21 protein-coding genes are annotated in these 26,768 nt (G+C 34.1%); 16 read left to right on the top strand and 5 right to left on the bottom strand.

Annotated features, from left to right (window positions below; translation table 11 throughout):
• Positions 1-26: 26 nt before the first annotated feature.
• From B0A68_RS08385 to B0A68_RS08360, 6 genes are all read left to right on the top strand, one after another.
• Positions 27-593, top strand: coding sequence for a hypothetical protein (locus tag B0A68_RS08385; RefSeq protein WP_035682102.1), 567 nt, complete (start codon positions 27-29; stop codon positions 591-593).
• 37 nt (positions 594-630) lie between these two features.
• Positions 631-1,125 (top strand): YegJ family protein, encoded by a 495-nt coding sequence (locus B0A68_RS08380; protein WP_051892455.1) that lies wholly within the window; start codon positions 631-633, stop codon positions 1,123-1,125.
• 148 nt (positions 1,126-1,273) lie between these two features.
• Entirely contained in the window at positions 1,274-1,837 is a 564-nt protein-coding gene (locus B0A68_RS08375) for a DUF6642 family protein (RefSeq protein WP_035682103.1), read from the top strand.
• On the top strand, positions 1,838-2,758 hold the full coding sequence (locus B0A68_RS08370) for a helix-turn-helix domain-containing protein (protein WP_240475228.1): 921 nt from the start codon (positions 1,838-1,840) through the stop codon (positions 2,756-2,758).
• Between the two features lie 71 nt (positions 2,759-2,829).
• Positions 2,830-3,030: a hypothetical protein gene (locus B0A68_RS08365; RefSeq protein WP_035682105.1), complete on the top strand. Its 201-nt coding sequence runs from the start codon at positions 2,830-2,832 to the stop codon at positions 3,028-3,030.
• Positions 3,031-3,065: 35 nt separating this feature from the next.
• Complete coding sequence (locus tag B0A68_RS08360; protein ID WP_035682106.1) at positions 3,066-3,638, top strand: pentapeptide repeat-containing protein; 573 nt, start codon at positions 3,066-3,068, stop codon at positions 3,636-3,638.
• A gap of 88 nt (positions 3,639-3,726) precedes the next feature.
• Here the strand turns inward: B0A68_RS08360 and B0A68_RS08355 are convergent, their stop codons facing one another.
• The 4 genes from B0A68_RS08355 to B0A68_RS08340 all read right to left on the bottom strand — a co-directional run bounded on the left by B0A68_RS08355 (position 3,727) and on the right by B0A68_RS08340 (position 12,118).
• On the bottom strand, positions 3,727-5,310 hold the full coding sequence (locus tag B0A68_RS08355; RefSeq protein ID WP_084678993.1) for a DUF5123 domain-containing protein: 1,584 nt from the start codon (positions 5,308-5,310) through the stop codon (positions 3,727-3,729).
• Between the two features lie 38 nt (positions 5,311-5,348).
• Positions 5,349-7,136, bottom strand: coding sequence for a RagB/SusD family nutrient uptake outer membrane protein (locus B0A68_RS08350; protein ID WP_035682111.1), 1,788 nt, complete (start codon positions 7,134-7,136; stop codon positions 5,349-5,351).
• A 21-nt stretch (positions 7,137-7,157) separates the two neighbouring features.
• On the bottom strand, positions 7,158-10,373 hold the full coding sequence (locus B0A68_RS08345) for a SusC/RagA family TonB-linked outer membrane protein (protein ID WP_035682112.1): 3,216 nt from the start codon (positions 10,371-10,373) through the stop codon (positions 7,158-7,160).
• Between the two features lie 578 nt (positions 10,374-10,951).
• Positions 10,952-12,118, bottom strand: coding sequence for an MFS transporter (locus B0A68_RS08340; RefSeq protein WP_035682113.1), 1,167 nt, complete (start codon positions 12,116-12,118; stop codon positions 10,952-10,954).
• 102 nt (positions 12,119-12,220) lie between these two features.
• On the opposite strand from B0A68_RS08340, the gene B0A68_RS08335 reads away from it, so the two are divergent.
• From B0A68_RS08335 to B0A68_RS08285, 10 genes are all read left to right on the top strand, one after another.
• Positions 12,221-13,054 (top strand): AraC family transcriptional regulator, encoded by an 834-nt coding sequence (locus B0A68_RS08335; RefSeq protein WP_035682115.1) that lies wholly within the window; start codon positions 12,221-12,223, stop codon positions 13,052-13,054.
• 73 nt (positions 13,055-13,127) lie between these two features.
• Positions 13,128-13,484, top strand: a complete 357-nt coding sequence (locus B0A68_RS08330; RefSeq protein ID WP_240475229.1) for a hypothetical protein — start codon at positions 13,128-13,130, stop codon at positions 13,482-13,484.
• Between the two features lie 100 nt (positions 13,485-13,584).
• On the top strand, positions 13,585-14,115 hold the full coding sequence (locus B0A68_RS08325) for a DUF3347 domain-containing protein (RefSeq protein ID WP_035682118.1): 531 nt from the start codon (positions 13,585-13,587) through the stop codon (positions 14,113-14,115).
• 2 nt (positions 14,116-14,117) lie between these two features.
• Positions 14,118-14,678: a helix-turn-helix domain-containing protein gene (locus B0A68_RS08320; protein ID WP_035682120.1), complete on the top strand. Its 561-nt coding sequence runs from the start codon at positions 14,118-14,120 to the stop codon at positions 14,676-14,678.
• A 487-nt stretch (positions 14,679-15,165) separates the two neighbouring features.
• On the top strand, positions 15,166-17,700 hold the full coding sequence (locus tag B0A68_RS08315; RefSeq protein WP_035682122.1) for a heavy metal translocating P-type ATPase: 2,535 nt from the start codon (positions 15,166-15,168) through the stop codon (positions 17,698-17,700).
• 5 nt (positions 17,701-17,705) lie between these two features.
• Positions 17,706-19,943, top strand: coding sequence for a multicopper oxidase family protein (locus tag B0A68_RS08310; protein ID WP_035682123.1), 2,238 nt, complete (start codon positions 17,706-17,708; stop codon positions 19,941-19,943).
• A gap of 320 nt (positions 19,944-20,263) precedes the next feature.
• Positions 20,264-20,689, top strand: coding sequence for a hypothetical protein (locus tag B0A68_RS08305; protein ID WP_035682124.1), 426 nt, complete (start codon positions 20,264-20,266; stop codon positions 20,687-20,689).
• A gap of 19 nt (positions 20,690-20,708) precedes the next feature.
• Positions 20,709-21,857: a hypothetical protein gene (locus B0A68_RS08300; protein WP_035682127.1), complete on the top strand. Its 1,149-nt coding sequence runs from the start codon at positions 20,709-20,711 to the stop codon at positions 21,855-21,857.
• Between the two features lie 377 nt (positions 21,858-22,234).
• On the top strand, positions 22,235-22,918 hold the full coding sequence (locus B0A68_RS08290) for a hypothetical protein (RefSeq protein ID WP_051892456.1): 684 nt from the start codon (positions 22,235-22,237) through the stop codon (positions 22,916-22,918).
• A 132-nt stretch (positions 22,919-23,050) separates the two neighbouring features.
• Positions 23,051-23,236, top strand: a complete 186-nt coding sequence (locus tag B0A68_RS08285) for a hypothetical protein (RefSeq protein ID WP_035682133.1) — start codon at positions 23,051-23,053, stop codon at positions 23,234-23,236.
• A gap of 54 nt (positions 23,237-23,290) precedes the next feature.
• Here B0A68_RS08285 and B0A68_RS08280 read toward each other — a convergent pair whose 3' ends face one another.
• A complete protein-coding gene (locus B0A68_RS08280) occupies positions 23,291-26,683 on the bottom strand; it encodes a polysaccharide deacetylase family protein (RefSeq protein WP_035682135.1) in 3,393 nt (1,130 codons plus the stop codon).
• Positions 26,684-26,768 lie beyond the last annotated feature (85 nt).

The raw sequence follows: 26,768 nt of genomic DNA, 5'->3' as shown, positions 1-26,768 counted from the left end.
AAAAACTGCCTTATACACCCCAACTTATGAAATTTGAAATCGACAGAGATTTAGTTCAAAAAATAATTGATGAAGAAATTAGTCCAGATTATGTGATAAATAATATTTATGATACCGAAAAATATATTTTTATTGATTATAAACATCGGTATTATGATGAAGACGACGAAAGAGCGCATTTAGTAGGAGTTGGAGATGTTGTTTATCATAAAGAAAAAAAAGAATACAAACTGCTTGGTTCTGGCGAATATATAACCGGTGATTATTTGGATTATCTGCAAAATGAATATCCGGAAAATGAAGTTGAACCCAAAAGTCTTGAGCAAATCATTACCAGAATTAAAGAACGCCAATATGTAAACAGCGAGGATCACTTCTTTTTTATGCACATAATCGAAAAAGAGCATCCCGAATTTAATAGTGCAATGACTATGGATAGAAACTTAAATCTTTCTGAACATTTTATTTTTACGAGCGAAAGCAGTATTATTCAAAATAAAATAATTGAATATTGGAAGACGTTTAATTTTCCTTATCAAATAAGAAATGAAAATCAGATTGTTTTGTGCAGAACAGACAAAAAATGTTTTTAAAAAATGCATTCCCAAAATATATTAATACAACCCTACTATGAAAAAAATTACTTTGATTCTTTTTGTTCTTTTTGCTTTAACAAGCTGTAAAAATTCCGATAAAATAGAACGAAAAGACCAGCCTGACATTTACAATGTCCAGAAAGAAGATCACGAAATGAATAAAGCTATTGCTGAGGCAAAAAAAACACTGCCCGAATTTTATAAAGCTTTAGAAAATAACAATCCTGATTATAATGCTTTTGCAATTAAAGTTCGTTTTGACGCAGGCAACGATGCAGAACATATGTGGATCAATGGTTTATTCAAAAAAAATGAAGATTATTTTGGAATAGTTGATAATCTCCCGGAAATCACCCAGGAAGTTAAACAAGGCGATACCATAAAAATAAATGCTGCAAAAGTAAGCGACTGGATGTATTTAGACAAAGACGAATTGAAGGGCGGCTACACAATAAAATTATTAAGAAACAGAATGTCGGAGGACGAAAGAATAGAATTTGATAAAACCAGCGGCATGCTCATAAAATAATTGACGCAGAACAATCTTAAGAAATCAACCTCATCCTTTTTAAATAAAAAATCGTTAAAATCTCATTACTATATCAATTTTTATTCAATAAAAAATACTTTTGTTATAAGAACATTTTTGATGCCTTTAGAATTAGAAAACAGAATGAATGGATAACGAAAAATTTATTTTTTGCCTTGAAGGTGTTCCAGATGTAGACACAACCATAGTTACCGATGTGGTTAAAAATCTGGAAGAAATAGCTATTCAACAGGGAATTGCCAGTATATATAAAACCTGCGACACAATCGAAGGACTTGAAGAAAGTCTGAATGTACTGCTTTACGAAGATCATAATTTTAAAGATTATGAAATCATTTATCTTGTAATGCCAGGCGAACCAAACAATATATGTCTGCATGATTATTACTATAGTCTTCAGGAAATAGCCGAACTTTTTGAAGGAAAGATGAAAGGAAAAGTAATTCATTTTGCCAACAAAAAAATACTGGATTTAACCAATGACGAAGCACAATATTTTCTGGATATAACCGGAGCGCGGGCCATTTCTGGTTACGGATCTACGTACAATAAAATAGCAAGCTGCAGTACCATAGACAAGGCTTTTTTTAGCTTATACCAAGACAATGATGATCTTACAGAAGTTGTTGAAGAATTATATCAAAAACATTATAATCTTTGCAAACTGCTCGATTTTAGACTTTATTATTAAATGAAAAGCAAAACTGCTGAAAAAGTAAAAACATACGGCGCCCAAGGATTTCGGGATAGATTTTTGGGAGCCGAAAATCCGATGCATTTACTTTTTAAATCAAATTCTGATCATTTTTTTTGTTTAAAAACCCAGGAAATTATGGGTCTAAAACATCCTGTACCCCCTTCTAAACACAGCTGCCATACTTTGATTTTTGTTTCTTCGGGCAGTCATAATATTAAAATTGGTTATGAAGATTACAAATCTGTTTCTAATGAAATTATTGTAATTCCGGCAGGGCAAATTTTCTCTATAGATGATATCCACACCGCACAAACTGGCTATATCTGCCAGTTTCATCCAGATATTTTAATTCGAAAATATGGCAGTCGTGAAATGCTGTACGAATTTGATTTTCTAAAAATATCCGGAAATCCAAAAGTTAGCGTACCTCAAAAAGATTCAGCTTACATTACTTCGATTCTTGACAGACTTGAAGTCGAATACACAGAAAATGAAACGGCCGATCTAAATATTGTACAGTCCTACCTCATTACATTATTTTATGAGATGAACAAAAATGCTGTAAAAACCAAGCAGAACATTTCGGCAGCTTCCATTTTATCTAATAAGTTCAAAGAGCTTATTCATGCCAATATAAAAAGCCATCATCAGGTTAATTATTACGCATCGCTCCTGCACGTTTCACCCAATCATTTAAACAAATCTGTAAAATCTGAAACTGGCAAAACCGCAGCCAAATGGATTGAAGAGACCGTTTTATTAGAAGCAAAATACCTGCTCTTTCAAACGGCGTTTTCTATTAGCGAAATTGCGATACAGTCAGGATTTGAGGATCATTCTTACTTTAGCCGGTTTTTTAAAAAACATGAAGGCATTACTCCTGTTCAATACCGAAAATTGATTGATAAATCCTAATTATTGATTATGTAATCCTATCAGATTTATTGTTTTATTTCTCAAATTTGCTTCCTCTAAAAAAGCAAATTATGGTTTATGTTTTTAAAACATCTGTAGATTCAGAATCAAAATTAGAATCTGCTTCTGAAATACTTTATGAATTGCTCCCAAGCACCCAATGGAATTTTGATCTTGAAGATTGTGATAATATTTTAAGAATTGAAAGCGAAATTGAAATCACCGAACTCATTCTGAACAACGGGATTTTTGAATGCATAGAACTAGAATAAGATCTTCATAATTTTTAAAATACAAATACCATAATATGGAAGCTGCTCTTCATCAAAATAAAACTTTTGACACAATTGATTATTCTGATCAAAAACTAACCGACAACGAGTTTATTAACTGCGAGTTTATAAATTGTAATTTCTCAAAAAGTGACTTTTCTTCGATTGATTTTCTAGATTGTACGTTTAAAAACTGTAATCTTTCTTTGGCAGTGCTTAAAAATACGGGACTTAAAAACATTCATTTTACAGGCTGTAAACTTATGGGCTTAGATTTCAGTTCCAGTAACAGCTTTCTGTTTTCTATGAAATTTCACGACTGCCTGCTTGATTATTCTACTTTTATTTATAAAAAATTAAAGAAAATCGACTTCATAGACTGCTCCTTAAAAGATGTTGATTTCTCGAATACCGATTTATCTCTGGCATCCTTTAAAAACTGTGATCTTTCTAATGCCACTTTCGTGGAATGCAATTTGGAAAAAACAGATTTCAGAACATCCAAAAATTATTCTTTTGACCCGTCAGAAAACAAGATCAAAGGAACAAAAGTTTCTCACGCCGCACTTGCAGGTCTGTTAGAAAAATTTGATCTGAATATAGAATAGCTTTAGTTCTGTGTTTGAATATACTTGAAACAAAAAGAGAGATACAAAAAATGTATCTCTCTTTTCTCTTATAACTAATTCAATGTTTTTATTTTAACCAGCGAGGGTCTCCAATATTATTATCAATTAATGTTTGATTTTGAACTTTAAAATTCCCTGTAGCAGCATTAACAAACTGTGGATTTGCTGTAGTAGCAGATGCATCAATTTTATTATTTGTTATTGTTGCATCAATAAAACTAGGTGCTTCAAAATAGTAATTTCTAGTAAATGTTGGCTGTATGGTAGCGGGCTGGTTTGTATAAATTCCAGTTGTAGAAACTATCAGCGTATTTCTGACTGTTGAAGAATTTGATCCAAAACGTAAATAAAGTAATCTTTTTGGTGCCGCATTATTAGAAACTTTGTACAATGTACATCCTTCAATTAATACGTTTGTAGTTAAACCAGTCCCTGAAGATCCTCCATTTGCAGGTAAAACAGCATCTGCTCTAACAAAATCACGTTCGATTGAGCAAGTATCGAATGTACTGTTTTTTACAACTATACTGGCTGCATATGTATTTCTGAAGTCTATAAAATCAGCCTGTTTGTTGGTATTTACATTTTTAACAATAGTGTTATCTACCGTAAATGAGGTTAATTTTGCAAGAGAAGCATTTCCGTACATTAAAGCGCGTAAATAATCGTGAACATAACATCCGCTTATTAAAATATTTCCATAAGCCGCACTAGCCCCTGATAAAGTAATAAAATTACTATCTCCAACGGTAGTATCTGCTCCTTCAGAATCTAAATCAACTAAACTAAGATTTGCTGCTCCCGTATTTAAAGTAAACCTCACGTGTAATTTTGGCTTATCTCCAGGTCTTAATCCTCTTAGAGTTATTGATTTATTTAAAACAATTTCTCCTTTAAATACTTGATAATCTCCCGGCATTAAAACCAATACCGAGCCAGCAGGCGCTGCAGTAATTTTTGCATTCAAATCATCTTCTGGTTTTACCAAAATACCTGTTCCAATATCGATTCCTGTAGTAAAAGTTACAACGCCTCTTTTCTTTGTTCCGTTTAGTAAAGTTGCTGTATAAGCAGTTTCACCTGTAAGCCCCGTTATTGTAGCAACTCCAGCAATTTTTTCTGCAGGTGTAACAACATGTACTATGTTACTAGGTTCAACAGTAATCTGTGTTACCGAACTATTAGGAGTCCATCTTAAAGTTACCTGTTTTGCTTCGATATCTGCATCCTGAACCGGAAAGAAAATCTGCTCTGTTAATGTTGTTGCAGTAGTTACAGACCATTTAGAATCTTCTTTTCCTTCTGCGCTTATTGCTTTTATTCTAATTGAATAAGTTGTTTCTCCTTCTAACTGCACTGACAAAGGCAATTGTGAAGCAGTAACTTCTACTGTTTTATAAATGGTTTTAAACTCCGTATCATCTGCACTAAACTGCACTACAAAACGTCCCGGAGTTTCCTCCTGTTTTACATTCCAATTCAGCTCTACCGTAGTCTGATTTCTAATTTTGGCTGTAAGGCCAATAGGAGAAAATTCTCTGTTTACATTCAGAGTATCGTTTACGCCTTCATTGTAACTTTCGCAGCTCGAAACAGCAAAAGTCAATAATAATGAAGCTATTAATCCGCTTAATATATATTTTGTTTTCATAAACATAATAACTTATAATTTATTAGTATTTTTTACTGTTAGTAGCCGTAATCATTCTTAAGCTGTCCGTTGCTTCCATCTATAAATACCTGCCAGATTGGCCAGAACTGTCTTTGATCCGGATTTACTCCCGGCTTGTACAACGTATTTATCTTCGTGTCTGTTGCTGCTCCTGTCCATGTCCACGCAAATGATGTATATCCAGCAGGAACTGCATTTTCTCCTCTATTCAAACCATAAATATCTAAACTTACATTATCAGCTTTGTATTTGTAATATAATGTAGCCGGAACATCTGCATATTCTCCTGAACGCTGTGACAAGTTTGTCATTTTTACTTTGGCCGCATCTAATTTTGTTTTCAGCAAATTCCAGCGGATAAGTGCTTGCTTACGCTCCATTTCTCCTGTAAATTCAAATTTATTTTCTTCTACAAGAGCATTAAACATCGCTTCTTTGGTTGCTAATGTATTAACGTAATTTTCAACTTTTACGGCACGATTCGCAGCAGTAAATGCTCTGTTCCTAATTTCTTTTAAATAAGGCGCAGCTGCAGCCGGACCTTCCAATTCATTTGCTGCTTCAGCGGCAATTAAAAGAACTTCCGCATAACGCATGTATATTTTATTTACTCCATCATCATTAGTAGAAGTTACAAAACGCGTCATCCATTCGTAGCGGTATTTTCCAAAATACCACGTATTCAAAGCTCCAAGTTCTTGTTTTGCAATATTATTTACTGCTGTACCATATTTATAAGGAACACAAGTTACATCTCTTCGGGTATCGGCCTGATCGTAATCATAAAAAACAAAAGGAAGCGGTCCTGCAGATCCTCCACGGTTTGCTCCGTTGGCATGAAATTGATCGTTAGTAGTGTGGCGTACTGCAAATGTAAACAGCATACGTCCTCTTCCTTCAGCAAATGGAATTTCCCATAACGACTCTCCTCCAGCTCCTAAATACTCTTGATTGTATTTTCTCCAGAAGGTTTCAAACGAAGATTCTAAATGTGCTGTACCGCTTGAGATCACAGAACGAGATTCCTGCAGCGCCAGTGCGTACATATTGGCAACAGAAAGTTCTGGATCTGTACTTCTTCTAATTCCGTCAGGATATTGCTGAAATCCGCTGGCAGCCATTGCTAAACGAGCGCGAAAACCTTTTACAAATGCTTTATTAATTCTCTCTACACTGCTTGTGGCCGTAGTTTCATTTGGCCACGGAACCAATGTAGAAGCTTCGCCTAAATCTGCGATAAGCTGTTTGTAAATTACATCTCTGCTCGATTTAGGAATATAAAGTGTAGTACCGTCGATAGGTACAAAACGAGCTGGCACATCTCCCCAGGCTTTTACTAAATCAGCATAATAAATAGCTCTCAATGTTAATGCTTCTCCAAGTAAATATCCTAACTGCGTTCCTGGCGTTGGATTTCCATATTTACGAATACCGCGGATACAAACATTAGCACGTTCAATACCAGAAAACATCATTGCCCAGGCATTGGTATCTGTATTCATCTGAGAATTTATCGACTTTGCATCGTACGTACATAAATCTGAAGCGTCACTTACAGTCTGTGAAGAATTATACCATTCAACATCAGTATTTAATCCATAAAAAGGAAGAAAACGACCACGGTAAGAGTTGGTTTCGGCAAACGGAATTTTAATTCCGTCTACAGCGCCTTGTGCAAGTTCGGCAGTAGAAAAAATTAGTGCTTCATCTATTGATGACTTTGCAGGAGCTTCTAAATAATCGTCTGAGCAGGAAGTAAAAAGGCTTGCTATGGCAAATCCTGCTATTAATATTTTATGTTTCATCTTGTGAAAGTTTTATTGTAATTAAAAATTAAGGTTTAATCCAAAAACAAATTGTCTGCTGCGAGGATAAGCTGAGTAATCTACACCTGGAGTAAGAGGTGTGTTTCTTCTAGTCGAAACTTCTGGATCAGGACCAGAATATTTCGTAATAACGAAAACATTACTTGCTGTAAGGTAAAATCTCAACTTAGAGATTCCCAATGCAGAAACAAGAGAATTTGGAGAAGTATAACCTAAAGTCAAGGTATTAAGTCTCAAGAAAGAAGCATCTTCTACTGCCCAGTCACTAAAAACATAGCGAGGCATGTATGGAGACCACATTGTTGTGTTAGCATTTAGCGCTGTTAAAGCTGCAGGATCTTTTACCAATTGCCCTGTAGCAGGATCAAGATTGGTCCATCTTTTTCCATCGGCCATTTCAGAACTTAAATTTCTATATTGTCCGTTTGGATTTGATGTTGTAAACTCAATTTTATTTGCGTTGTATACATCATTACCAATACTATAGTTGAAAGCTGCAGAAAGATCAAAACCATAAGCATTACCATTCAAAATAAAACCTCCTACACATTTCGGATTTGCATCTCCAATTATCGTAAGATCTTTTCCGTTTACTAATCCGTCACCATCAATATCTTTCAATTTCATAGAACCAGGCTGTACCGTTCCAACAACAGTAGAAGCATTTGCAACTCCGGTTTTCAAAGTATAATTTGTTCCGTTATAATCAAAGTCCGAAACTTCGTAACGTCCGTCGCTTTTGTAACCGTACATTGTACCAATTGCACGCCCCACATTTACAAGATAATCAACTCCAATCGCAGTAGATGCCCATCCGCTGGCTTGTCCAAAATCATCCATTATTCCAAGTGAGTTAATGCGGTTTTTATTAAATCCAGCATTAAGTGACAAACTCAAACCATATTTTGGTTTTTCTATTAAGACCAAATTTAAAGTTGCTTCTACACCAGAATTTTGATTCTCTCCTAAGTTTCTGTACTGCGTTTCGTATCCAGATCCAGGAACCGGAAAGTTAATTAACAAATCACTGGTTAAATTTTTATACAATTCTACAGATCCAGTTACGCGGCTTTTGAATAAATCGAAATCCAAACCAAAGTTTTGTGTTGTGGTTGTTTCCCATTTTAGGTCTGGGTTAGCCATTACTTTAGAAGCTGACCAATAATTATTAAATCCGTTTATCCATGCAGAATTTAAAGCCAGGAAGCTCTGAACAGTCTGACCTGTCGGAATATTGTTATTTCCCGCTTCACCATAACTTGCTCTCAATTTAAGCAAGGTGATCCAAGATACCTGTTTTAAGAAACTTTCTTCTGATATTTTCCAACCTGCAGCTGCCGATGGGAAAAATCCCCAGCGATTATCTCCCAAGAATTTACTAGAACCATCTGCACGATAAGTTGCCGTAAAAAGGTAACGGTCTTTTATATCATAATTTACACGTCCGAAGAAAGAAAGCAGTTTATCATCTGGATAGTAAAAATTATTTACTGATTGCGGAGTTCCTTGTGATGTTAATTTTTGAGCCTGCTCAAAATCAAAGAATTTAGGGAAGCCCTGAATTGCAGACATTACATCATTTCTTTTATAATTTAAACTTTCTTCTCCTAAAAGAATTCTTAAACTGTGATTGTCACCAAGTGATTTTTTGAAATCGTAATTTAAAGTGTTTGCATTTCTAAAACGCACATCTTTTCTATCTCCCATTAACAATGAAGGTTTCCCTTGAAGTGCCGCTGCAGGAACGTTAGCCACATAATAAGTAGAACGTCCGAAGAAACGGTAATCTGTATAATTAAGATTATCCAATCCAAATTCTGATTTAAAAACCAATTTATCTGTAACTTTCCATGAAAAGCTTCCAAGCATATTGAAATTTTTACGCAGCTGCTGACGATCTGTATCTGCAAGTGCCACAAAAGGATTTACCAAGTAACCTCCAACAGCCTCGTCTGTATCATCTGTTGTTAAACCAGATACTGGAAATGGCGCATATCCAACACTGTGTTTTAATCTGGAATCTGCAGAAGAAACTTCATTTTGTTCATTTAAACCTCCTCCATTAACTTGTGTATCAGAATAACGAACAGTAAATGATAAATCAACTTTGTCTGAAGCTTTACTGTTTAAAGAAAGTGATAAGTTATTTCTTTTAAAGTCTGAATCACGCATGATCGCTTTTTCATCATAATGAGCATAGTTAAAACTGAAATTAATCTTATCAGATCCACCTCTAACCGATAAATCACGGCTTTGCGTTTCGCCTGTACGTCCAAAAATCTGTTTTTGCCAATTATTGCCTTTCATGCCTTTGTACATGTCAGCATCCTGCCAAGACCCAAAATATTTTTCGTATGAGTTTAAATCTGTTTGATCTTTAAGCAAGGCATATTCATACTGCCATTTCACATAATCATCTGGTGCCAGCACATCAATATCTTTTACCAGATTTTTCATTCCGTAAAACATATTGTAGTTAACCGCTATTTTACCGTCTTTACCTTTTTTTGTTGTGATAATAATAACTCCATAAGCACCTCTTGAACCGTAAATTGCGGTAGAAGAAGCGTCTTTTAGGATTGTCATCGACTCAATATCTGACGATGAAATATCATTGATACTGTTTACCGGAAATCCATCAACGATATACAACGGCGAACTGTCTTGTGTTAATGATCCGCCGCCGCGAATTCTAATTTTAATTTCTGAGTCTGGAGAACCTTCTGAAGACGAAACCTGAACTCCGGCAATACGTCCTGTTAAGGCTTCTGCCACGTTTGGAACTGGTATTTTTCTCATATCATTTCCAGATATAGTAGAAACTGCACCTGTCAAATCAGATTTTTTTGTTACTCCATATCCAACAACAACAACTTCATTTAAGTTGTTTGCATCTTCTGCCAGCGAAACGTCAATTTTAGTTTTTCCGCTTGCTGCAACATCTGAAGTTTTAAATCCAATAAAAGAAAAGCTCAAAACGGCTTTCGGATTGGTAAGTTTTAATTTATAATGTCCATCAAAATCTGTAGAAGTTCCATTCTTCGTCCCTTTTTCCAGTACATTAACACCCGGCAGAGAAAGCCCTGCAGCATCTCTTACGGTCCCCTCTACGGTTACGTTCTGCGCCTTGACCTGACTGCTGATCAGTAAGCACAATAAGAAAACAAGTCTGAAGCAGTGGTTTGCTCCTTTGTTTAATAAATCATTAAAGTTCATGGTTGATTGTTTAAGTTACTAATTAGTTTTTTGTTTTAGTGGTTTTTTGTGGCTTATATAATGATTACATCTTGATCAAAAAACAGAATCGGTTCTGAAGAGTCATTCTGAAATTCTTAACCAACTTTTAATTCATAAATAATGATTAAAATTTGCTGTAAATAAAATGTTGTAATCGATTACACAAACATAGATATTTTTTTTAAATGAAAAATAAAAATTCATAAAAAATTCATAAAAAAAATTATATATCAAAAATTATATCGATTTTTTCTATGATATACATAAATTTATAGGTAGAATAATATTAAATATATTTTTATTAATCGCGTATATGTTTAGATTATTGCAAAAAAAACAATCGATTACACTAACGTAAATTAGCAAATTAACAGGTGTTATTTTTACACTTAAAAAATAAAATACGGAAAGGGAATAGCAAAAAACTACGGAAAAACAACTGGTTTTTTAAAATGTATTTTCTGACTTACGCCAAAAAGAAACCGTTTTGAGAATATAAACAACAAAAAAAAGCCCTTAAAATTAATTAAGGGCTTTCAAAAAAGTGTTTTATGTTTTTAAATACTCTGGAGTTGTAAATCAGTTTTATGTTTTCGTATCAAAACAAGAGTTATAATCATTCCTATTACAGACATACCTACACCAATAAGATTTGGCGATGAAAAATCATATCCTGCTGCTAAAGGTAATCCGCCAAGGAAAGCTCCTAAAGCGTTTCCGATATTAAAACTTCCCTGAAGTGATGCAGAAGCAATCATCTCTGCGTCTTTGGCAGTTCTTATCATCAGCATTTGTATGGGTGCAATTACAGAGAAAGAAATAGCACCAGTTAAAAAAGTCAGAAATAAAGAAGCGTATTGATTGAACGAGAAAAAGTAAACCAATATTAAGTCAACAGACATTATAAAAAGTAAAGCCAATGTTGTGGGTGCGGGCGAAAATTTATCGGCTAGTTTGCCTCCTAAAAAGTTCCCTACTACCATTCCGAAACCCGCAAGAATCAAGATATACGATACATCTTCTGGAGAAAACCCGGAGACATTTATAAGCAAAGGTGCGATGTAACTGATCCATGCAAACAGTCCTCCGAAACCAACAGCCGTGATTCCGATGATAAGCCAGGCATCTACCTTCTTAAAAAACTGCAATTGTGTTTTCATGTTTACATTTTGGTTTTTCTCTAAATCCGGCATCCATAAATAGATAAACAAAAAAGTAAGCAAGCCAACTATAGCAATAAGTATAAAAGTATAACGCCATATAAAATGATGTCCTATATAAGTTCCAATTGGCACCCCAATTAAGTTAGCCAAAGTTAATCCGGAGAACATTATTGCGATCGCCTGAGCCTCTTTTCCTTTGTCGGCCAGACGACTTGCTACTACTGCTCCTACTCCAAAAAAAGCACCATGAGGCAATCCTGAAAAGAATCGTGAAGCAAATAAAAAATTATAATTGGGCGCAATAATTGAAAGTGCATTAAAAACAGTAAGCATCAAAGCTAAAATAAGAAGCATTTTTTTAGGAGCATAATTTCTCCCGATAATCACTAATAAAGGTGCTCCGATAACAACTCCAAGTGCGTAAGCTGAAATTAAATATCCCGCAACCGGAATGGTAACTTTCATATCTGAAGCAATATCAGGAAGCAATCCCATCATAACAAATTCGGTAATTCCGATAGTTAAACCTCCTAAAGAGAGCGCAATAAGACTTTTTTTCATTTTATTTTACAAGAAAGGAATAGACTTTCTATGATGCAAATTTAAGTCGGCTCTGCAAAAAATTAATTGTATATTTGCGACATAAACTTGTACATTTAAGTTATGACAATATTAAATCAATTTAAAACGCTTGTAATTGACGAATTTGAGGAGGAAAAATTCCATCTGGCACCACATACGCACACGTATTACGAAATCATTTATATAAAAAAAGGAAGCGGCATTCATCATTTAAACAACAATTTACTACCTTACAAATCAGGTGATCTATTTGTAATTTCGCCAGATGACGAGCATTATTTTGACATTAAAAAAAGCACCCGTTTTTTCTATATAAAGTTTACCGACAATTATTTTAATTCAAAACAAAATCTTACTTGCGACGAATTTTTAGTTCACACTCCAGAAAGTTTTATGCGGGACAAAACACTAAAAGAAACCGTTTTAAAACTAGATGATCCCTGCAAAACCATATTAAAAAACACTATTGATAATATTGCTGCTTACAATTGTAAAACCGATGTTTCTAATTCGCCAATTGTATTTTATCAAATTCTATCTCTTTTTGGGTTAATAAAAGAAACAATGCGCGGCATGAACCTCGTTGTAAAAGGAAATTCTATAGACAACGAGCAGATTACGTCTTATATTCATCAAAATATCTACCAGCCAAAACTAGTTCAGATCAAGGTAATTGCTGCTCATTTTAATATTGCCCAAACCTATTTTAGCGCTTACTTCAAAAGAACCTTCAGCATTAGTTATAGACATTATATCAATAATTTAAGAATCACTTTGATCGAAAAAAGATTTCATAATAATCAGCTTCCAATTAAACAGATTGCCTACGAATTTGGTTTTACCGATGAAAGTCATTTGTCGAATTATTTCAAAAAACGTAAAAAAATGAAACCAACAGATTTTAAAAAGCTATAGTTATCGAAATCTTAAAAAATGAATTTCCGAAGATTTTTTAGTTAAATTTGTATTCTTAAAAACAATTTCGTTGTTGAAAAATACCCACATAATCCTGCTTTTTATCACGCTTAGTTTCGTTTTGATTCCGAGTTATAATCATGCATGCACTACTGGACACAACAAAGAAATCACTGCAAAACAAGAAAACAGCTGTTCTAAAAAATGCTGCGAAAAGAAAAAATCAAAAGAAGACAAACACAATTGTGATGGCAAATGCCGACATTCTGGCTGCAGCACTTCAACATTGCAATGCAGTATTTTAACTTCAAACAATTTTGATTTACAAACTGATGCATTCAATTTCTCTTTAAAAAACACTATTTCGTATTATAGTGAATCGAACATTTCTTCTGGATTTACTACAATCTGGCTTAAGCCAAAAATATAATTACCGCATTTCTGACAGCCCATATTGGGTCTTTTTTTAAACGAAAACTTTTTAATTTAATCTAAAAGGAATATAAAACCTTTATCAAAATAACTTCAAAATGAAAAAATCAATTATAGCTCTGGCAACAGTAATTACATTATTATTTACTGCAAATACTATTCAGGCGAACACAGTAAAATCAGAATCTGGAATAAATGAAATCGTAGATGCAAGTCAGCTGCAAACCGTTTACGACGCCTATTTTACAGTAAAAGATGCACTTATAAAAAGTGACAGCAAATTAACTTCGGCAAAAGCCAAAGATTTACTGATTGCAATTACAGCGGTTAAAATGGACAAGTTAAAAAGTAACGAGCATACTGTTTGGATGAAAGTAGTAAAAAAGCTGACTGCCGATGCAAAAAACATTTCATCGACAACAGATCTTAAAAAACAACGCGAAACTTTTAAATCATTATCTAAAAGCACTTACGATCTTATAAAAGTTTCAAATCCAGACCAGCCAATTTACAAACAATATTGCCCAATGGCAGATGCTGATTGGTTAAGCAAAGAAAAAGCAGTTAAAAACCCATATTACGGTTCTTCTATGCTTACTTGCGGTAATGTTGTAGAAACGATCAAATAATTATGAAGCTTTACATCAAAAATATGGTGTGCGGCCGATGCAAAATGGTAGTGAAGTCTGAGTTGGAAAAACTCGGACTTCAGACTATTACTGTAGAATTGGGAGAAGTCGAACTACAGGAAAAGATAACAGAAAATCAAAAAGAAGCATTGCTTAAAAACCTTCAGTTTTTGGGTTTTGATTTAATTGATGATAAAAAAAGTAAAACTGTCGAGAGAATAAAAACTTTGATTATCGATTTGGTTCATCACAAAAACAATGATCTCAAAATCAATTTATCCGATTATCTGGCAGAAGATCTCAATCAGGATTATAATGCGTTGAGTAATTTATTTTCTGAAGTTGAAAATACTACAATCGAAAAATATTTTATCAGCCAGAAAATCGAAAAAGTAAAGGAATTATTGGTTTATAATGAGTTTTCGTTAAGCGAAATTGCTGATATTTTAAACTACAGCAATGTCGCTCATTTAAGTAATCAATTTAAAAAAATTACCGGTTTTACTCCTACTTCGTTCAAACAATCTAAAGATAAAAAACGTATTCAGCTCGAGAATTTGTAGTTTTTTTTAAAACCGTAAAGGCACAAAGATTTACGCAATCCCGATAGCTATCGGAAGCAAAGTTTTCCAGCCACAGATGATAAAGGATTAATAAGGATTTTTATAATCTGTGTTAACCTTTTTAATCTGTGGCTAACTTTTTTACGAACAAAATTCACAAACAGAATAAAACATAGCCAATGGTTTCAACCATTGGAACGCAAAGATTAGAACGCAACAATTGATCCGAAAAAAATTGAAATTAATTCGCCAAGGATTTATCACAATACGCCCCCAAGGTTGAAACCTTGGGCTATGTTTAAATATAGTTCGCAGAATTATTCACAAAAAGCTTTACAAACTTTTAAAGATCTCGACTGAACAAAAACTTTGCGCTCTTTGCGGTTAAAAAAAATTAGTAAATATTACAAATCATTCTCATAATTCTACAAACCGAAACCATCCTTACTTCGGAAATTTGCATTGTAATACACTAAAAACAAAAACAATGACTCATCAATATATAATTTCAGGAATGTCGTGTAACGGATGCCGAAGCAAAGTAGAAAAAACTTTGAATGAAATTGAAAGAATTCAGGCAGAAGTAACTCTGGATCCGCCAATTGCCAAAATTGTGATGGATAAACATGTGCCAACAGAAAAATTTCAGGAAGTTTTAACTGCAGCAGGAAATTATACTATCGAAATGGATTCTCCTAAAAATCATTCTGAAACAGCAGTTAAATCTTGTTGTTCTGGAGACAAAAAGGAAAATCACGATCATCATAAAAAAGAAGATAAAAAAGTCTACCAGCACAGTGCAAATGGAATTTATTACTGTCCAATGCATTGCGAAGGCGACAAAACGTATAATAAACCCGGAGACTGCCCAGTTTGCGGAATGGATTTAGTGCCGCAAATCGCGATAACTGCAGCACAATTTACTTGCCCGATGCATCCTGAAATCATTTCAAATGAATCAGGAGACTGCCCAGTTTGCGGAATGGATTTAGTTCCGATACAGGCTTCTGAAAATGAAGAAAACAAATCCTATTCTGATTTATGGAGAAAAATGAAAATTGCGATCTTGTTTACACTTCCCATATTTATTATTTCAATGTCAGAAATGGTTCCTAATAACCCGCTTTATAATATCATGTCTCTTGAAAAGTGGAATTGGGTTCAATTTTTATTCTCGCTTCCGGTTTTATTTTACGCAGGATGGATATTTTTCGTTCGTGCCTGGAAATCGATTGTTACATGGAATCTCAATATGTTTACCTTGATCGGAATCGGAACAAGCGTTGCTTTCTTATTTAGTATTGCCGGCTTGTTTTTTCCCGATATTTTTCCGGCTGAATTCAAATCGCATCACGGAACCATTCATCTTTATTTTGAAGCTTCAACCGTAATTATAACTTTAGTTTTACTGGGACAATTACTGGAAGCCAAAGCGCACGGACAAACCAACGGTGCCATAAAAGAATTATTGAAGTTAGCACCGACCGAAGCGACATTGGTCGAAAACGGAAATGATATCGTAATTTCTATTCATAACATTAAAAAGGGAGATTTGATACGTGTTAAACCCGGAGAAAAAATTCCGGTCGACGGAAAAATAACATCCGGAGAAAGCAGTATTGATGAATCTATGATTACCGGAGAACCAATTCCTGCAGATAAAAAAACTGGAGATTCTGTTATTTCCGGAACTATAAACGGCACAAAATCGTTTGTTATGATAGCAGAAAAAGTAGGTTCTGAAACGATGCTGTCACAAATTATTCAAATGGTAAATGATGCCGGAAGATCTCGCGCTCCGATTCAGAAATTGGCCGATCGTGCTGCTAAATATTTTGTTCCTACAGTGGTTTTTATTTCAATAGCAACTTTTTTTATTTGGGCAAAATTTGGTCCTGAACCTTCTTATATCTACGGATTAATTAATGCGATTGCAGTTTTAATTATTGCTTGTCCGTGCGCGCTTGGGCTCGCCACGCCAATGTCTGTAATGGTTGGAGTTGGAAAAGGCGCACAGCATGGAATCTTGATAAAAAATGCCGAAGCACTGGAAAACATGAATAAAATTGATGTTTTAATAACCGATAAAACAGGAACTATTACAGAAGGAAAACCATCTGTAGAAAAAATCTACTCGATTAACAATGATGAAGATTTTCTGCTTCAAAACATTGTTTCTTTAAATCGTCACAGCGAACATCCTTTGGCGCAGGCAGTAGTCAATTTCGCGAAAGCAAAAAATACTGCATTCAAAGAAGTTCAGGGTTTTGAAACAATTGCCGGAAAAGGTGTTTTAGGTACTATTGAAAATAAAAAAATTGCGTTGGGAAATAAAAAATTAATGACCGAAATAGGTGTTTTTATTTCTGAAAATCTCGAAAGTCAAGTTATTGCTGAGCAAAATTCAGGAAAAACAATTTCTTATATTTCTATTGATGAAACGATTTTAGGTTACGTCGCTATTACTGATGCCATAAAAGAAAACAGTGCAAAAGCCATACAAGAATTAATTGATCAGGGAATTGAGGTTATCATGCTGACTGGTGATAACAACAATACGGCAAAAGCAGTCGCAGACCTTTTGCATCTAAGTTCTTTTAAGGCAGATTGTCTTCCCGAAGATAAATTAAAAGAGATTGAACGTTTGCAAGCCGAAGGAAAAATTGTTGCGATGGCTGGTGACGGAATCAACGATGCACCTGCTTTGGCCCAGTCCAATATTGGAATTGCGATGGGAACCGGAACAGATGCTGCGATCGAAAGTGCTGGTATAACTTTGGTTAAAGGTGATTTGAACGGAATCGTAAAAGCAAAAAAACTGAGTCATGCCGTAATGTCTAACATCAAACAAAACTTATTTTTTGCTTTTATTTATAATACTTTAGGGGTTCCTATTGCAGCAGGAATTTTATTTCCGATTTTTGGAATTTTGCTTTCGCCAATGCTCGCCGCTGCTGCAATGAGTCTGAGTTCGGTTTCTGTAATTATAAACGCGCTTCGACTGAGAAATTTAAAACTGTAATCATTATGAAAATCAAATACATTATCCTTTTCTTTTTAATTGCTTTACAGCTAAAAGCTCAAAAAACAGTTCGTTACGATTTGTATGTTCGTGATACGATTGTCAATTTTTCGGGCAAAGAAAAACGAGCAATTTCGGTTAATGGCCAAATACCGATGCCAACTTTAACTTTTACAGAAGGTGACATTGCAGAAATCTACGTACATAACGAATTGAAAAAAGAAAGCACTTCGATGCACTGGCACGGATTGTTTCTGCCTAATAAAGAAGACGGAGTTCCTTATTTAACCCAAATGCCGATTGAACCCGGAACTACACACAAATATTCATTTCCGATTATTCAAAACGGAACGTATTGGTACCACAGCCATTCTGGTCTGCAGGAACAAATTGGTTTATACGGACTTTTTATTATCAATAAGAAAAAAGACGATGCGGCTATCAGAAAAGGCATTGATGATTTGCCAACAATTCCGGTTATTTTAAGTGAATGGTCGGATTTGAAACCAGAGAATATTCAGCGAATGCTGCACAATGCCAATGATTGGTTTGCCATAAAAAAAGGTACAACGCAAAGCTATTCTGAAGCACTAAAGCAAAAACATTTTTCGACCAAAGTAAAGAATGAATGGAAGCGAATGAATGCTATGGACGTAAGTGATGTTTATTATGAAAAATTCCTGATTAATGGTAAAAACGAACAACAGTTTTCAGAATTTAAGCCTGGTTCAAAAGTTCGATTGCGAATTGCAAACGGAGGCGCTTCAAGTTATTTCTGGCTGACTTATGGCGGTGGCAAAATAACTATTGTAGCCAGCGATGGTAATGATGTCGAACCTGTAGAAGTAGATCGTCTGATTATTGCGGTTTCTGAAACTTATGATGTTGTGGTTACAATTCCGGAAAACAACAAATCTTTTGCTTTTTTGGCAACAGCCGAAGACAGAACCGGATCTGCATCTTTATTTTTAGGAAATGGCGAAAAACAACCTGTCGCTCATCTTTCAAAACTAAAATATTTTGAAGGCATGAAAATGATGAACGACATGATGAAAATGAACGGCGAAATGAACGATATGGGCATGAAGATGTCTTTGAATAAAATGGACATGAATGCTGTAATGTATCCTGAAATTTCTGGCGAAGATGAAAATTTAAAACCAATGGATCATTCTAACCATACTATGGAAGAAATGAAAATGGAAAGTGACAGTACTGAAACAGCAGAAATTGTGACTCTGAATTACGGAATGTTAAAGTCTCCGTTTAAAACCAATCTTCCAAAAGAGGCACCAGTAAAAGAACTTCGATTTGAGTTATCAGGAAATATGAATCGTTATGTTTGGAGTTTGGACAACAAAGTAGTTTCTGAAACTGATAAGATTTTAATAAAAAAAGGCGAAAACATTCGAATTGTTTTATACAACGGTTCGATGATGCGCCATCCAATGCATTTACACGGACATGATTTTAGAATTCTAAACGAACACGGAGATTATTCACCATTGAAAAATGTAATTGATATTATGCCGATGGAGACGGATACTATAGAATTTCAGGCGAATGCAGACGGCGACTGGTTTTTTCACTGTCATATTTTATATCATATGATGGCGGGAATGGGACGTATTTTCAGTTACGAAAATTCAGCTCCAAATCCGTTAATTCATCATCCGGAAATGGCTTATAAAATGTTAAAAATGGATGATCGTATGTTTCATTTTATGGCCGAAAATGATTTTGCGAGCAACGGTAATGACGGTGAAGCAATGTACAGCAACACAAGATGGAGCATTGGAACTGAATGGAGATTGGGTTATAATGAAAAACATGGTTATGAAACCGAAACGCATATTGGACGATACATTGGCAAAAATCAATGGCTGATGCCTTTTATTGGTTTCGACTGGCGATACCGAAAAATGGGAATGGACGAACAGGAACAAAATATTTTTGGACAAAGCAATACCAAAGACAATCGATCTGTTTTTAGCGCTGGTCTAGAATATACTTTACCAATGCTCATAAAAGCCCAAGTTGAAGTTTACACCGATGGAAATGTGCGCCTGCAATTTGAACGAAAAGATATTCCGCTGTCAAGACGTTTACGAATGAATTTAATGTGGAATACCGATAAAGAATATATGGCTGGTTTAAAATATATTGCCGGCAGAAATTTTGGAATTACAACACATTATGACAGCGATATGGGAATTGGGTTTGGAGTAAATCTGAATTATTAATTTCATAATTAAGCAGATCAAAAAAAATAGATTTTAGTAACAATTAAATTATATCTTAGTTTCCTAAATAATCTAACCTTATATATTGGTAATATATGATCCGTTGGATAAAATAAAAAATATGCTTTAACACATAGAAATATAGTCCTGATAATGAAACTTCGAAACTGGAAAGGATTGTGTTCAAAAAAGATCAAAAGAAACGAGTTTCCACACAGAGATAAACTATGTGCATTTAGATTAGTGAAACACCTTTTTTAATCTTCAAAAAAACTATGTTTCTATGTGTTGAAAATAATTGCACCCACGGGTTAATAAATATGAGAAAAATATATTTTGTACTTCTCTTTGCTTCAGGAATGCTTTTTACCAGCTGTGATCCTGCTCAAAATCTCAACTTTACAAATAATGGGAAGAGCAGTGTAAAGGTAAAACTCACTATAGACCCAAAAACAAAATATGAACGTTTAAGTAAAATCCAACAGGGAGATTCGATCGTTTTTAATTTAAAACCACTTGAAACCGAAGAAAATGAAGATGGCATTTATTTTGGAATAGGCGTCTGGAATGATCAACAAATAAAGGACGTTGCCGAATCTATAAAAAGAATTGAGATTGAAAATAATGACAATAAAATCATTTTTAAATCGCAAAAGTCAATAACAAAATTGCTGCTGAATAATCAGGAAGGTTTTTTGTGGAAAACTGCAGTAAACATCAAAATGAATGACGATTTATTAAATTAGGATTTAAAGTTTACAGCAAATGGAAAATAATTATTGTTATATAGAATTTGAATTTTTAGATTCAAAACAGTTCGAGGATTTAAAAAAAGCTTTTGAAGCAATAAAAATTTCTAAAAACAATTCAATTATACAAGAAGAGAGTTTTTGGTTAGATCAATTTCCGAAATATGCTCTTGAAAAATTTAGTTTTTTTAAAGCAGATGTAAGACCAAACTTTGAAACGGCAAAAGAAACAAAGTCTACCTGGCATTTTTATTCTTTAATTGAATTACTCTCTCTTCAATATGAAGCAGCATATATTGATTTAGAAAAAACTTCAAGCACAACGGCAATCCTTACATACGATCCTTATTCGTATCCATATGGAGGCATAAATGGACTTATTGTTTTTATAGAATCCTTTAACTGTATACCAAAACAATACGACGATGGAACTGGAGTTTATAATCATACTCCAAATGAGATTAAAAACAGCACTAATATCTGGGGTTTCTCTGGATTAAAAAAACTCTTCAAATTTTCAATTGTCTTATTGTTTGTAAGTCTGATTGTAAGCTGCGAGAATAAAACTACAGCATTAGAATTTGAAAAAAATGCCATGTATGAAGTTTATCCTGCTCTTATGGATACGCTTTGGGTCAATGCCAGACGCCGTTATGTACCGCCTCCGCCAACTGGCATGGATTCTTCAGAATATAAATTAAACCAGATAAAGGAATCTAACAAACGATTTAATGCAGAGTTGGCAGAATTTAAAATAAAACAGTTTCCAGTAGATCTTATTATATTGGATAAAGCAGTTGCGATTGACAATTCTAAAGAACTTCAAGATCATTTTAGAGATGCTGAGGTTTCTGGAAATAGCTCTTCTGACACGCTGGAATACAAATTTGACAGAAAAAAACTGGATGCATACAAAGCCTTTCATCTTAAATATGTACTCAAAATACCCAAAGAAAATGAAAGGAAATTATATAATGAATGCTGTTATTCTATACGTGGCATTTTTATTCTCAGCAGAATCCAGTTTGATTCTGAGAAAAGATACGGTGTGCTTACGGCAGCAATTAACTGTGGTAATATGTGCAACTATGGCTATCGTATTTATATTAAAAAAATAAAAAGTAAATGGGTAGTTGATAAATTTGAAGAAGCGTGGATTGCATAGCGGCATTAATTTTGAAGGCAATTGTGCGTCAAAAAGTCGTTTTAAATTAAAATTATGTACCAAATCATTTTTATTCTATTATTTACCTTACCGCTGATTTTTCAAATTCTATTTGGATGGAAATCCATCAATGATAGAATAAAATTAAGCTTTACTACAGTTTGTTCAATCAGTCTTTTTTCCCAATTTATATTTTCTTTTACAGCATTAAAATTACTGTCTTATAAAATGCGATCAGGAGCAAATGGAGAAATTCACTGCGGCATGCCATTGCTTGGATTAATATTTTTTGAAATTTTTATCGCGATAATTATACTGCTGATAATTTTAATTCAATACTTAATAAGAAGACATTATAATCGTAAAAAACTAAACAAATGAGATTAATTTTATGTTATTTAATACTGTTATACAGCGGTAATTTATTTGCTCAGTTTGCAATTATAAACGACAACGACGGATTTGCAAACATTAGAAGTGAAGCCAGAAAAGGCAATAATATTTCAGATAAATTAGACAACGGTTTTCTAGTCTATGGTTTCCAGCCAGAGGACAACTGGATTGGCATAGATTACACAAAAAACAATAAAGACCTTGGCGGTTATGTGTACAAAGACAGAATTAAATTTCTATCAGAATTTACAAAGATTCCTTTAAGTAAAGAAACTGCAGCGAAAGTTACTTTTAAGAAAGACAATTTTAATATTGTTACTGAAAGCAAAAAATTTGATCCAAAAACTGCAAAAATTACATATTCAAAAGACAAATCTTATATACAAAAAATCAACGGAAAGGAAATTTGGGGAGCAGATGGGAATACTCCAAAAATAGCATATAAATCAATAACGGTTGTTATGGGAGACAAAACTATTGAAGTTCCTGCAAGTGCTTTTGACGATTTATTTGAACCTAACTTTTTTTCTACACAAATAAATTACAATAAAAAAGAAGACATTCTTTATATCTGTTCCAGTAATAGTGATGGTGCAGGAGGTTATGAAGTCGTTTGGGTTATAGAAAATGGTAAATATAAAGAACGAAAAACAGCTCGTGGATTTTAATGTATTGAATAACAATTTATAACATAAATAATTTTACAAAAACATTAACAATAAACCTATTCTTACGAAGATCAAATCCTGTTACATTTGATCCATCAAACCAAACCCAGAAATAATTCAAAAAAATAAAAGATGACTAAAGTAATTACTATTCTTACGATTGCGCTTTTTTCCATTGGCATTCAGACGCAAGATGCTAAATCAACTCCCGCAAAAACAATCTGTAAAGCTGACGTTGAAAAATGTAAAACAGAGGATAAAACCTGTGACAAAGACCTGCCAGTGAAAGATAAAAAATCATGCTGTGCTAAAGCATAACATTTTAGTATATGAGCCTCAATTTCTTGAGGCTTTTTTTATTTTTAGTGCAAATTATCGAACCGTCCCTACATTTCCTGTTCTTGTAAGCACTCCCCAACTTTGACTTTCACCTTTTATAGCTCGTCTTAAAGCTCTGAACAAAATCACATACATTAATTGACGGTATACAAACCGCTGCGGAATTAACCATATCAATTTGGTTAGTTTTTCTTTTTCAAAAATAAATGCAATCACGCTTACCAGCATATCGACAAGCATAAAAACAATATAATAAATTACGATTTTATGAAGACTATCGGGATCATTATGATTCCATATTAAACTTAAAATAAGCACTAAATCTGCAAGTGGCGCAAAAATAGGCAATACAATCTGAAAAATCAGGACATTAGGTAAGGCGACCATTCCTAATCCTTTATATCTTGGATTAAAGCATGCGTCCCGATTTTTCCAGAATGCCTGCATGATTCCGTAACTCCAGCGAAAACGCTGTTTCATAAATTCATTTAAACTTTCCGGAGCTTCTGTAATTGCAACTGCTTCAATACAATTTACTATTCGGTAGTTGTTTCTTAAAATTCGAATGGTCAGATCACAGTCTTCAGCGAGCGTATCGGTTGTAAAACCTCCTGCTTTTTCTATGGCTTCTTTTTTAAATGCGCCAATTGCTCCGGGAACTACTGTAATTCCGTTAATTAAATCAAAAGCTCTCCGGTCAAAATTCTGCGCTGTTGTATATTCTATACTTTGCCATTTGGTGAGCATTGTGTTCTCGTTTCCTACTTTTACATTTCCTGCAATGGCTCCAATTTCCTGATGGTCCTTTAATTGTATTGTAAAACCTTTCATTAATTGCGTAACAGCATCGGTTTTAAGCTGGGTATCGGCATCAATACAAATTACATAATCATTTTGTGTCAGTGCAATTCCGTAATTTAAAGCTGACGCCTTGCCTCCATTGGGTTTCGTATAGAATTTTACTTTGAGATTATCTTTAAAAGCATTACTAATCATTGCATAAGTTTGGTCTTTAGAACCATCATCAACAAAAACAATGTCAAAATCCGGATAGTCCTGACAAAGCAGATTTTCGATCGTTTTTACTGCATTTATCTCTTCGTTATAAGCAGGAACAATAATACTCACTTTAGGATTTTCTTTTATTGTTTTATAAACTGGAGGATTTTTATAATCACGCCATCTTTTGATAAATGCCATAATCGCCATTAATGCAATACGTAGAAAACCAAGAAATATAGCCACCCAGAATGTGGCTGTAATAAAGTGTCCAAACCAGTACCAAAAATCAAAAATAATATTGTCGAGTGTTACAAACTGCCCTTTTGCTTCGGGCATAATTTCTTCTTTTGTTTTTCCCAGCAAATGAGAAACTGTTGTAAACTCAATATTTCTGTCTTTAAAATATTTAATTATTCGAGGCAAAGCTTCAACTGTCGCCTGTCTGTTTCCGCCTGCATCGTGCAGTAAAATAATTCCTTTGTCAGGATTTGCCTCATACTGTTTTATTGTTCTGCTGTAAATACTGTCGGCACTCACGCCTTTTTCCCAATCATTTGGGTCAATACTTTCTCCAACCGTGTAATAATTCTGTAATTTACTTAATGCGATTGGTTTTAATTCGGCTTCAGTTGTTGGTTCAGCGTCTGCATTGTAGGGTGCTCTAAAGAGAACTGTACTTTTTCCGGTCACGGCTTCTATCAATAATCTGGTGGTTTCCATTTCTGCCGAAGCTCTCTCCGGACTTACCAAAGCAATATTAGGATGCGTAAAAGTATGATTGCCAATTTCGTGGCCTTCCTTGTAAATTCTTTGCAGTAACGGAATATTACTTTCGCCCTGAATACCAATTACAAAAAATACTGCTGGTATTTTTTCTTTTTTCAAAATATCTAAAACCTGTGGTGTGTATGTGGGATCTGGCCCGTCATCAAAAGTTAAAATGACTTGCTTGTGCACGTTTCCAAATTTACTGATCACATATTTGGTTGGCAGTTCTACATACTTTTGCTCTGTAATAATATTTTCATCATTATCGATTTCCAGATCTATTTTTCCTGGAGCCGGGTCGGCAATTACATTCAAAATTTCGCCGTCTCCAATATAAGCGGGACTCTCGATTCGTGTATTAACGCTTTTCAATACTTTAAAATCGAAAGGTTTATTCTTAAGACTTTCGTCTGATAAACTTCGCTGATAAAAACTCCATAAACGCTGATCTTCGCTTCCTAAACGCCATAAGGCTGTTCCTCCTAACCCATATTCGTCACTAAAACGGATTGTATTAAAGTTTGTAGCAGCATCTTCAAAATCTACTTCGTGTTTTTTACCATTACTGTCTTTATACGTAAAAGAATTATTGTAACTGGTATTATTAAATTTTATAACAGCATTATACTGCTTTGCAATGGCAATTGCCTGGTCGTAGGTAACCGTTTCTCCCTCTTCTTTTTCCTGCCAGTCGTAACCATAACCTGCAAAACAAAGTATAATTTTTTCTGACGGAATTTCTTTTGCGGTTTTATCTACAATTCTCTCAATCCATTTTTGGCTGCTGATATCTCCCGGAATACTGCCGGCATAATGTTCATCATACGCCATTAAAAACATATAATCATTATATTTTGATAATGCTTTTACATTAAAATCATCATCGCCCGCCATAATATCCTGAGTAACAAGATAACTAAGCGGATGTAATTTTCCGTAAAGTTCCTTCTGAAAAGCAATTATGGGTTCGTCGCTGTTTTCTTTAAATTCCTCAAAATCAATATTTATTCCCTGTAAATTATATTGTTTTAATGTTTTTACAATATCATTAATTAATCTTTCTTTTTTATTTTTATCGTGAAGAATACGATGAATCAAATCACCGTCAAACTCGCCTTCTCCCAAAGATTCATTGATATTGTTGATTAGCGGAAGTATTTTTACTTTTCCTCTTCTCATTACTTTTAAGGCTGCAGTATCTATTTCTGTTCGAAGTAAATCTGTTTTAGGATCTATAAAAAACCACTCTGGAACTACCACATTAAGTTTATCAATATTCTTTTGCAATGAAAATAAACTTTGGGGATCCCAATCGACATAAAAAGCAGCCCGGATCTGAGCAGCAGTTTTAGAAACCACAGGCTGTTTCTCAAGATTCTGTACTTTCTTTTTTGCCCGTAAATAGAAATCAAATCCTTGAAACTTTTTTAACTCTTCTGTACTTAAACCTTTTGGAATTATCGGATTATCTAAACTATGGCCTGTTCGGGAACTATTGGCTAAAAGTGGTAATGCGGGTTTTAAACCTCTTTTTAGTGTAATAAAAAAAATAGGAATCATTAAAACAAAAACAAATAAAAGCAGTCGGCTTGACCATTGAAAAGTTTTCCAGCGTTTTTTTGTCGTAGTCTGAAATATTTGTTTTTTACCATCCATATATTCTTATTTTCCAGGTGAATATTTAAAGGAAGAACTGTAAAAATGATACTTTTTACACTTTCAACAGCTTTATTAATTATCC

Source organism: Flavobacterium reichenbachii (assembly GCF_002217435.1).
Lineage (GTDB): Bacteria > Bacteroidota > Bacteroidia > Flavobacteriales > Flavobacteriaceae > Flavobacterium > Flavobacterium reichenbachii.
This window is presented reverse-complemented; position numbering and strand designations above follow the sequence as displayed.

Coding starts and splice junctions, on each gene's coding strand:
- B0A68_RS08385 (WP_035682102.1), top strand. CDS start 27: ATGAAATTTGAAATCGACAGAGATTTAGTTCAAAAAATAATTGATGAA.
- B0A68_RS08380 (WP_051892455.1), top strand. CDS start 631: ATGAAAAAAATTACTTTGATTCTTTTTGTTCTTTTTGCTTTAACAAGC.
- B0A68_RS08375 (WP_035682103.1), top strand. CDS start 1,274: ATGGATAACGAAAAATTTATTTTTTGCCTTGAAGGTGTTCCAGATGTA.
- B0A68_RS08370 (WP_240475228.1), top strand. CDS start 1,838: ATGAAAAGCAAAACTGCTGAAAAAGTAAAAACATACGGCGCCCAAGGA.
- B0A68_RS08365 (WP_035682105.1), top strand. CDS start 2,830: ATGGTTTATGTTTTTAAAACATCTGTAGATTCAGAATCAAAATTAGAA.
- B0A68_RS08360 (WP_035682106.1), top strand. CDS start 3,066: ATGGAAGCTGCTCTTCATCAAAATAAAACTTTTGACACAATTGATTAT.
- B0A68_RS08355 (WP_084678993.1), bottom strand. CDS start 5,310: ATGAAAACAAAATATATATTAAGCGGATTAATAGCTTCATTATTATTG.
- B0A68_RS08350 (WP_035682111.1), bottom strand. CDS start 7,136: ATGAAACATAAAATATTAATAGCAGGATTTGCCATAGCAAGCCTTTTT.
- B0A68_RS08345 (WP_035682112.1), bottom strand. CDS start 10,373: ATGAACTTTAATGATTTATTAAACAAAGGAGCAAACCACTGCTTCAGA.
- B0A68_RS08340 (WP_035682113.1), bottom strand. CDS start 12,118: ATGAAAAAAAGTCTTATTGCGCTCTCTTTAGGAGGTTTAACTATCGGA.
- B0A68_RS08335 (WP_035682115.1), top strand. CDS start 12,221: ATGACAATATTAAATCAATTTAAAACGCTTGTAATTGACGAATTTGAG.
- B0A68_RS08325 (WP_035682118.1), top strand. CDS start 13,585: ATGAAAAAATCAATTATAGCTCTGGCAACAGTAATTACATTATTATTT.
- B0A68_RS08320 (WP_035682120.1), top strand. CDS start 14,118: ATGAAGCTTTACATCAAAAATATGGTGTGCGGCCGATGCAAAATGGTA.
- B0A68_RS08315 (WP_035682122.1), top strand. CDS start 15,166: ATGACTCATCAATATATAATTTCAGGAATGTCGTGTAACGGATGCCGA.
- B0A68_RS08310 (WP_035682123.1), top strand. CDS start 17,706: ATGAAAATCAAATACATTATCCTTTTCTTTTTAATTGCTTTACAGCTA.
- B0A68_RS08305 (WP_035682124.1), top strand. CDS start 20,264: ATGAGAAAAATATATTTTGTACTTCTCTTTGCTTCAGGAATGCTTTTT.
- B0A68_RS08300 (WP_035682127.1), top strand. CDS start 20,709: ATGGAAAATAATTATTGTTATATAGAATTTGAATTTTTAGATTCAAAA.
- B0A68_RS08290 (WP_051892456.1), top strand. CDS start 22,235: ATGAGATTAATTTTATGTTATTTAATACTGTTATACAGCGGTAATTTA.
- B0A68_RS08285 (WP_035682133.1), top strand. CDS start 23,051: ATGACTAAAGTAATTACTATTCTTACGATTGCGCTTTTTTCCATTGGC.
- B0A68_RS08280 (WP_035682135.1), bottom strand. CDS start 26,683: ATGGATGGTAAAAAACAAATATTTCAGACTACGACAAAAAAACGCTGG.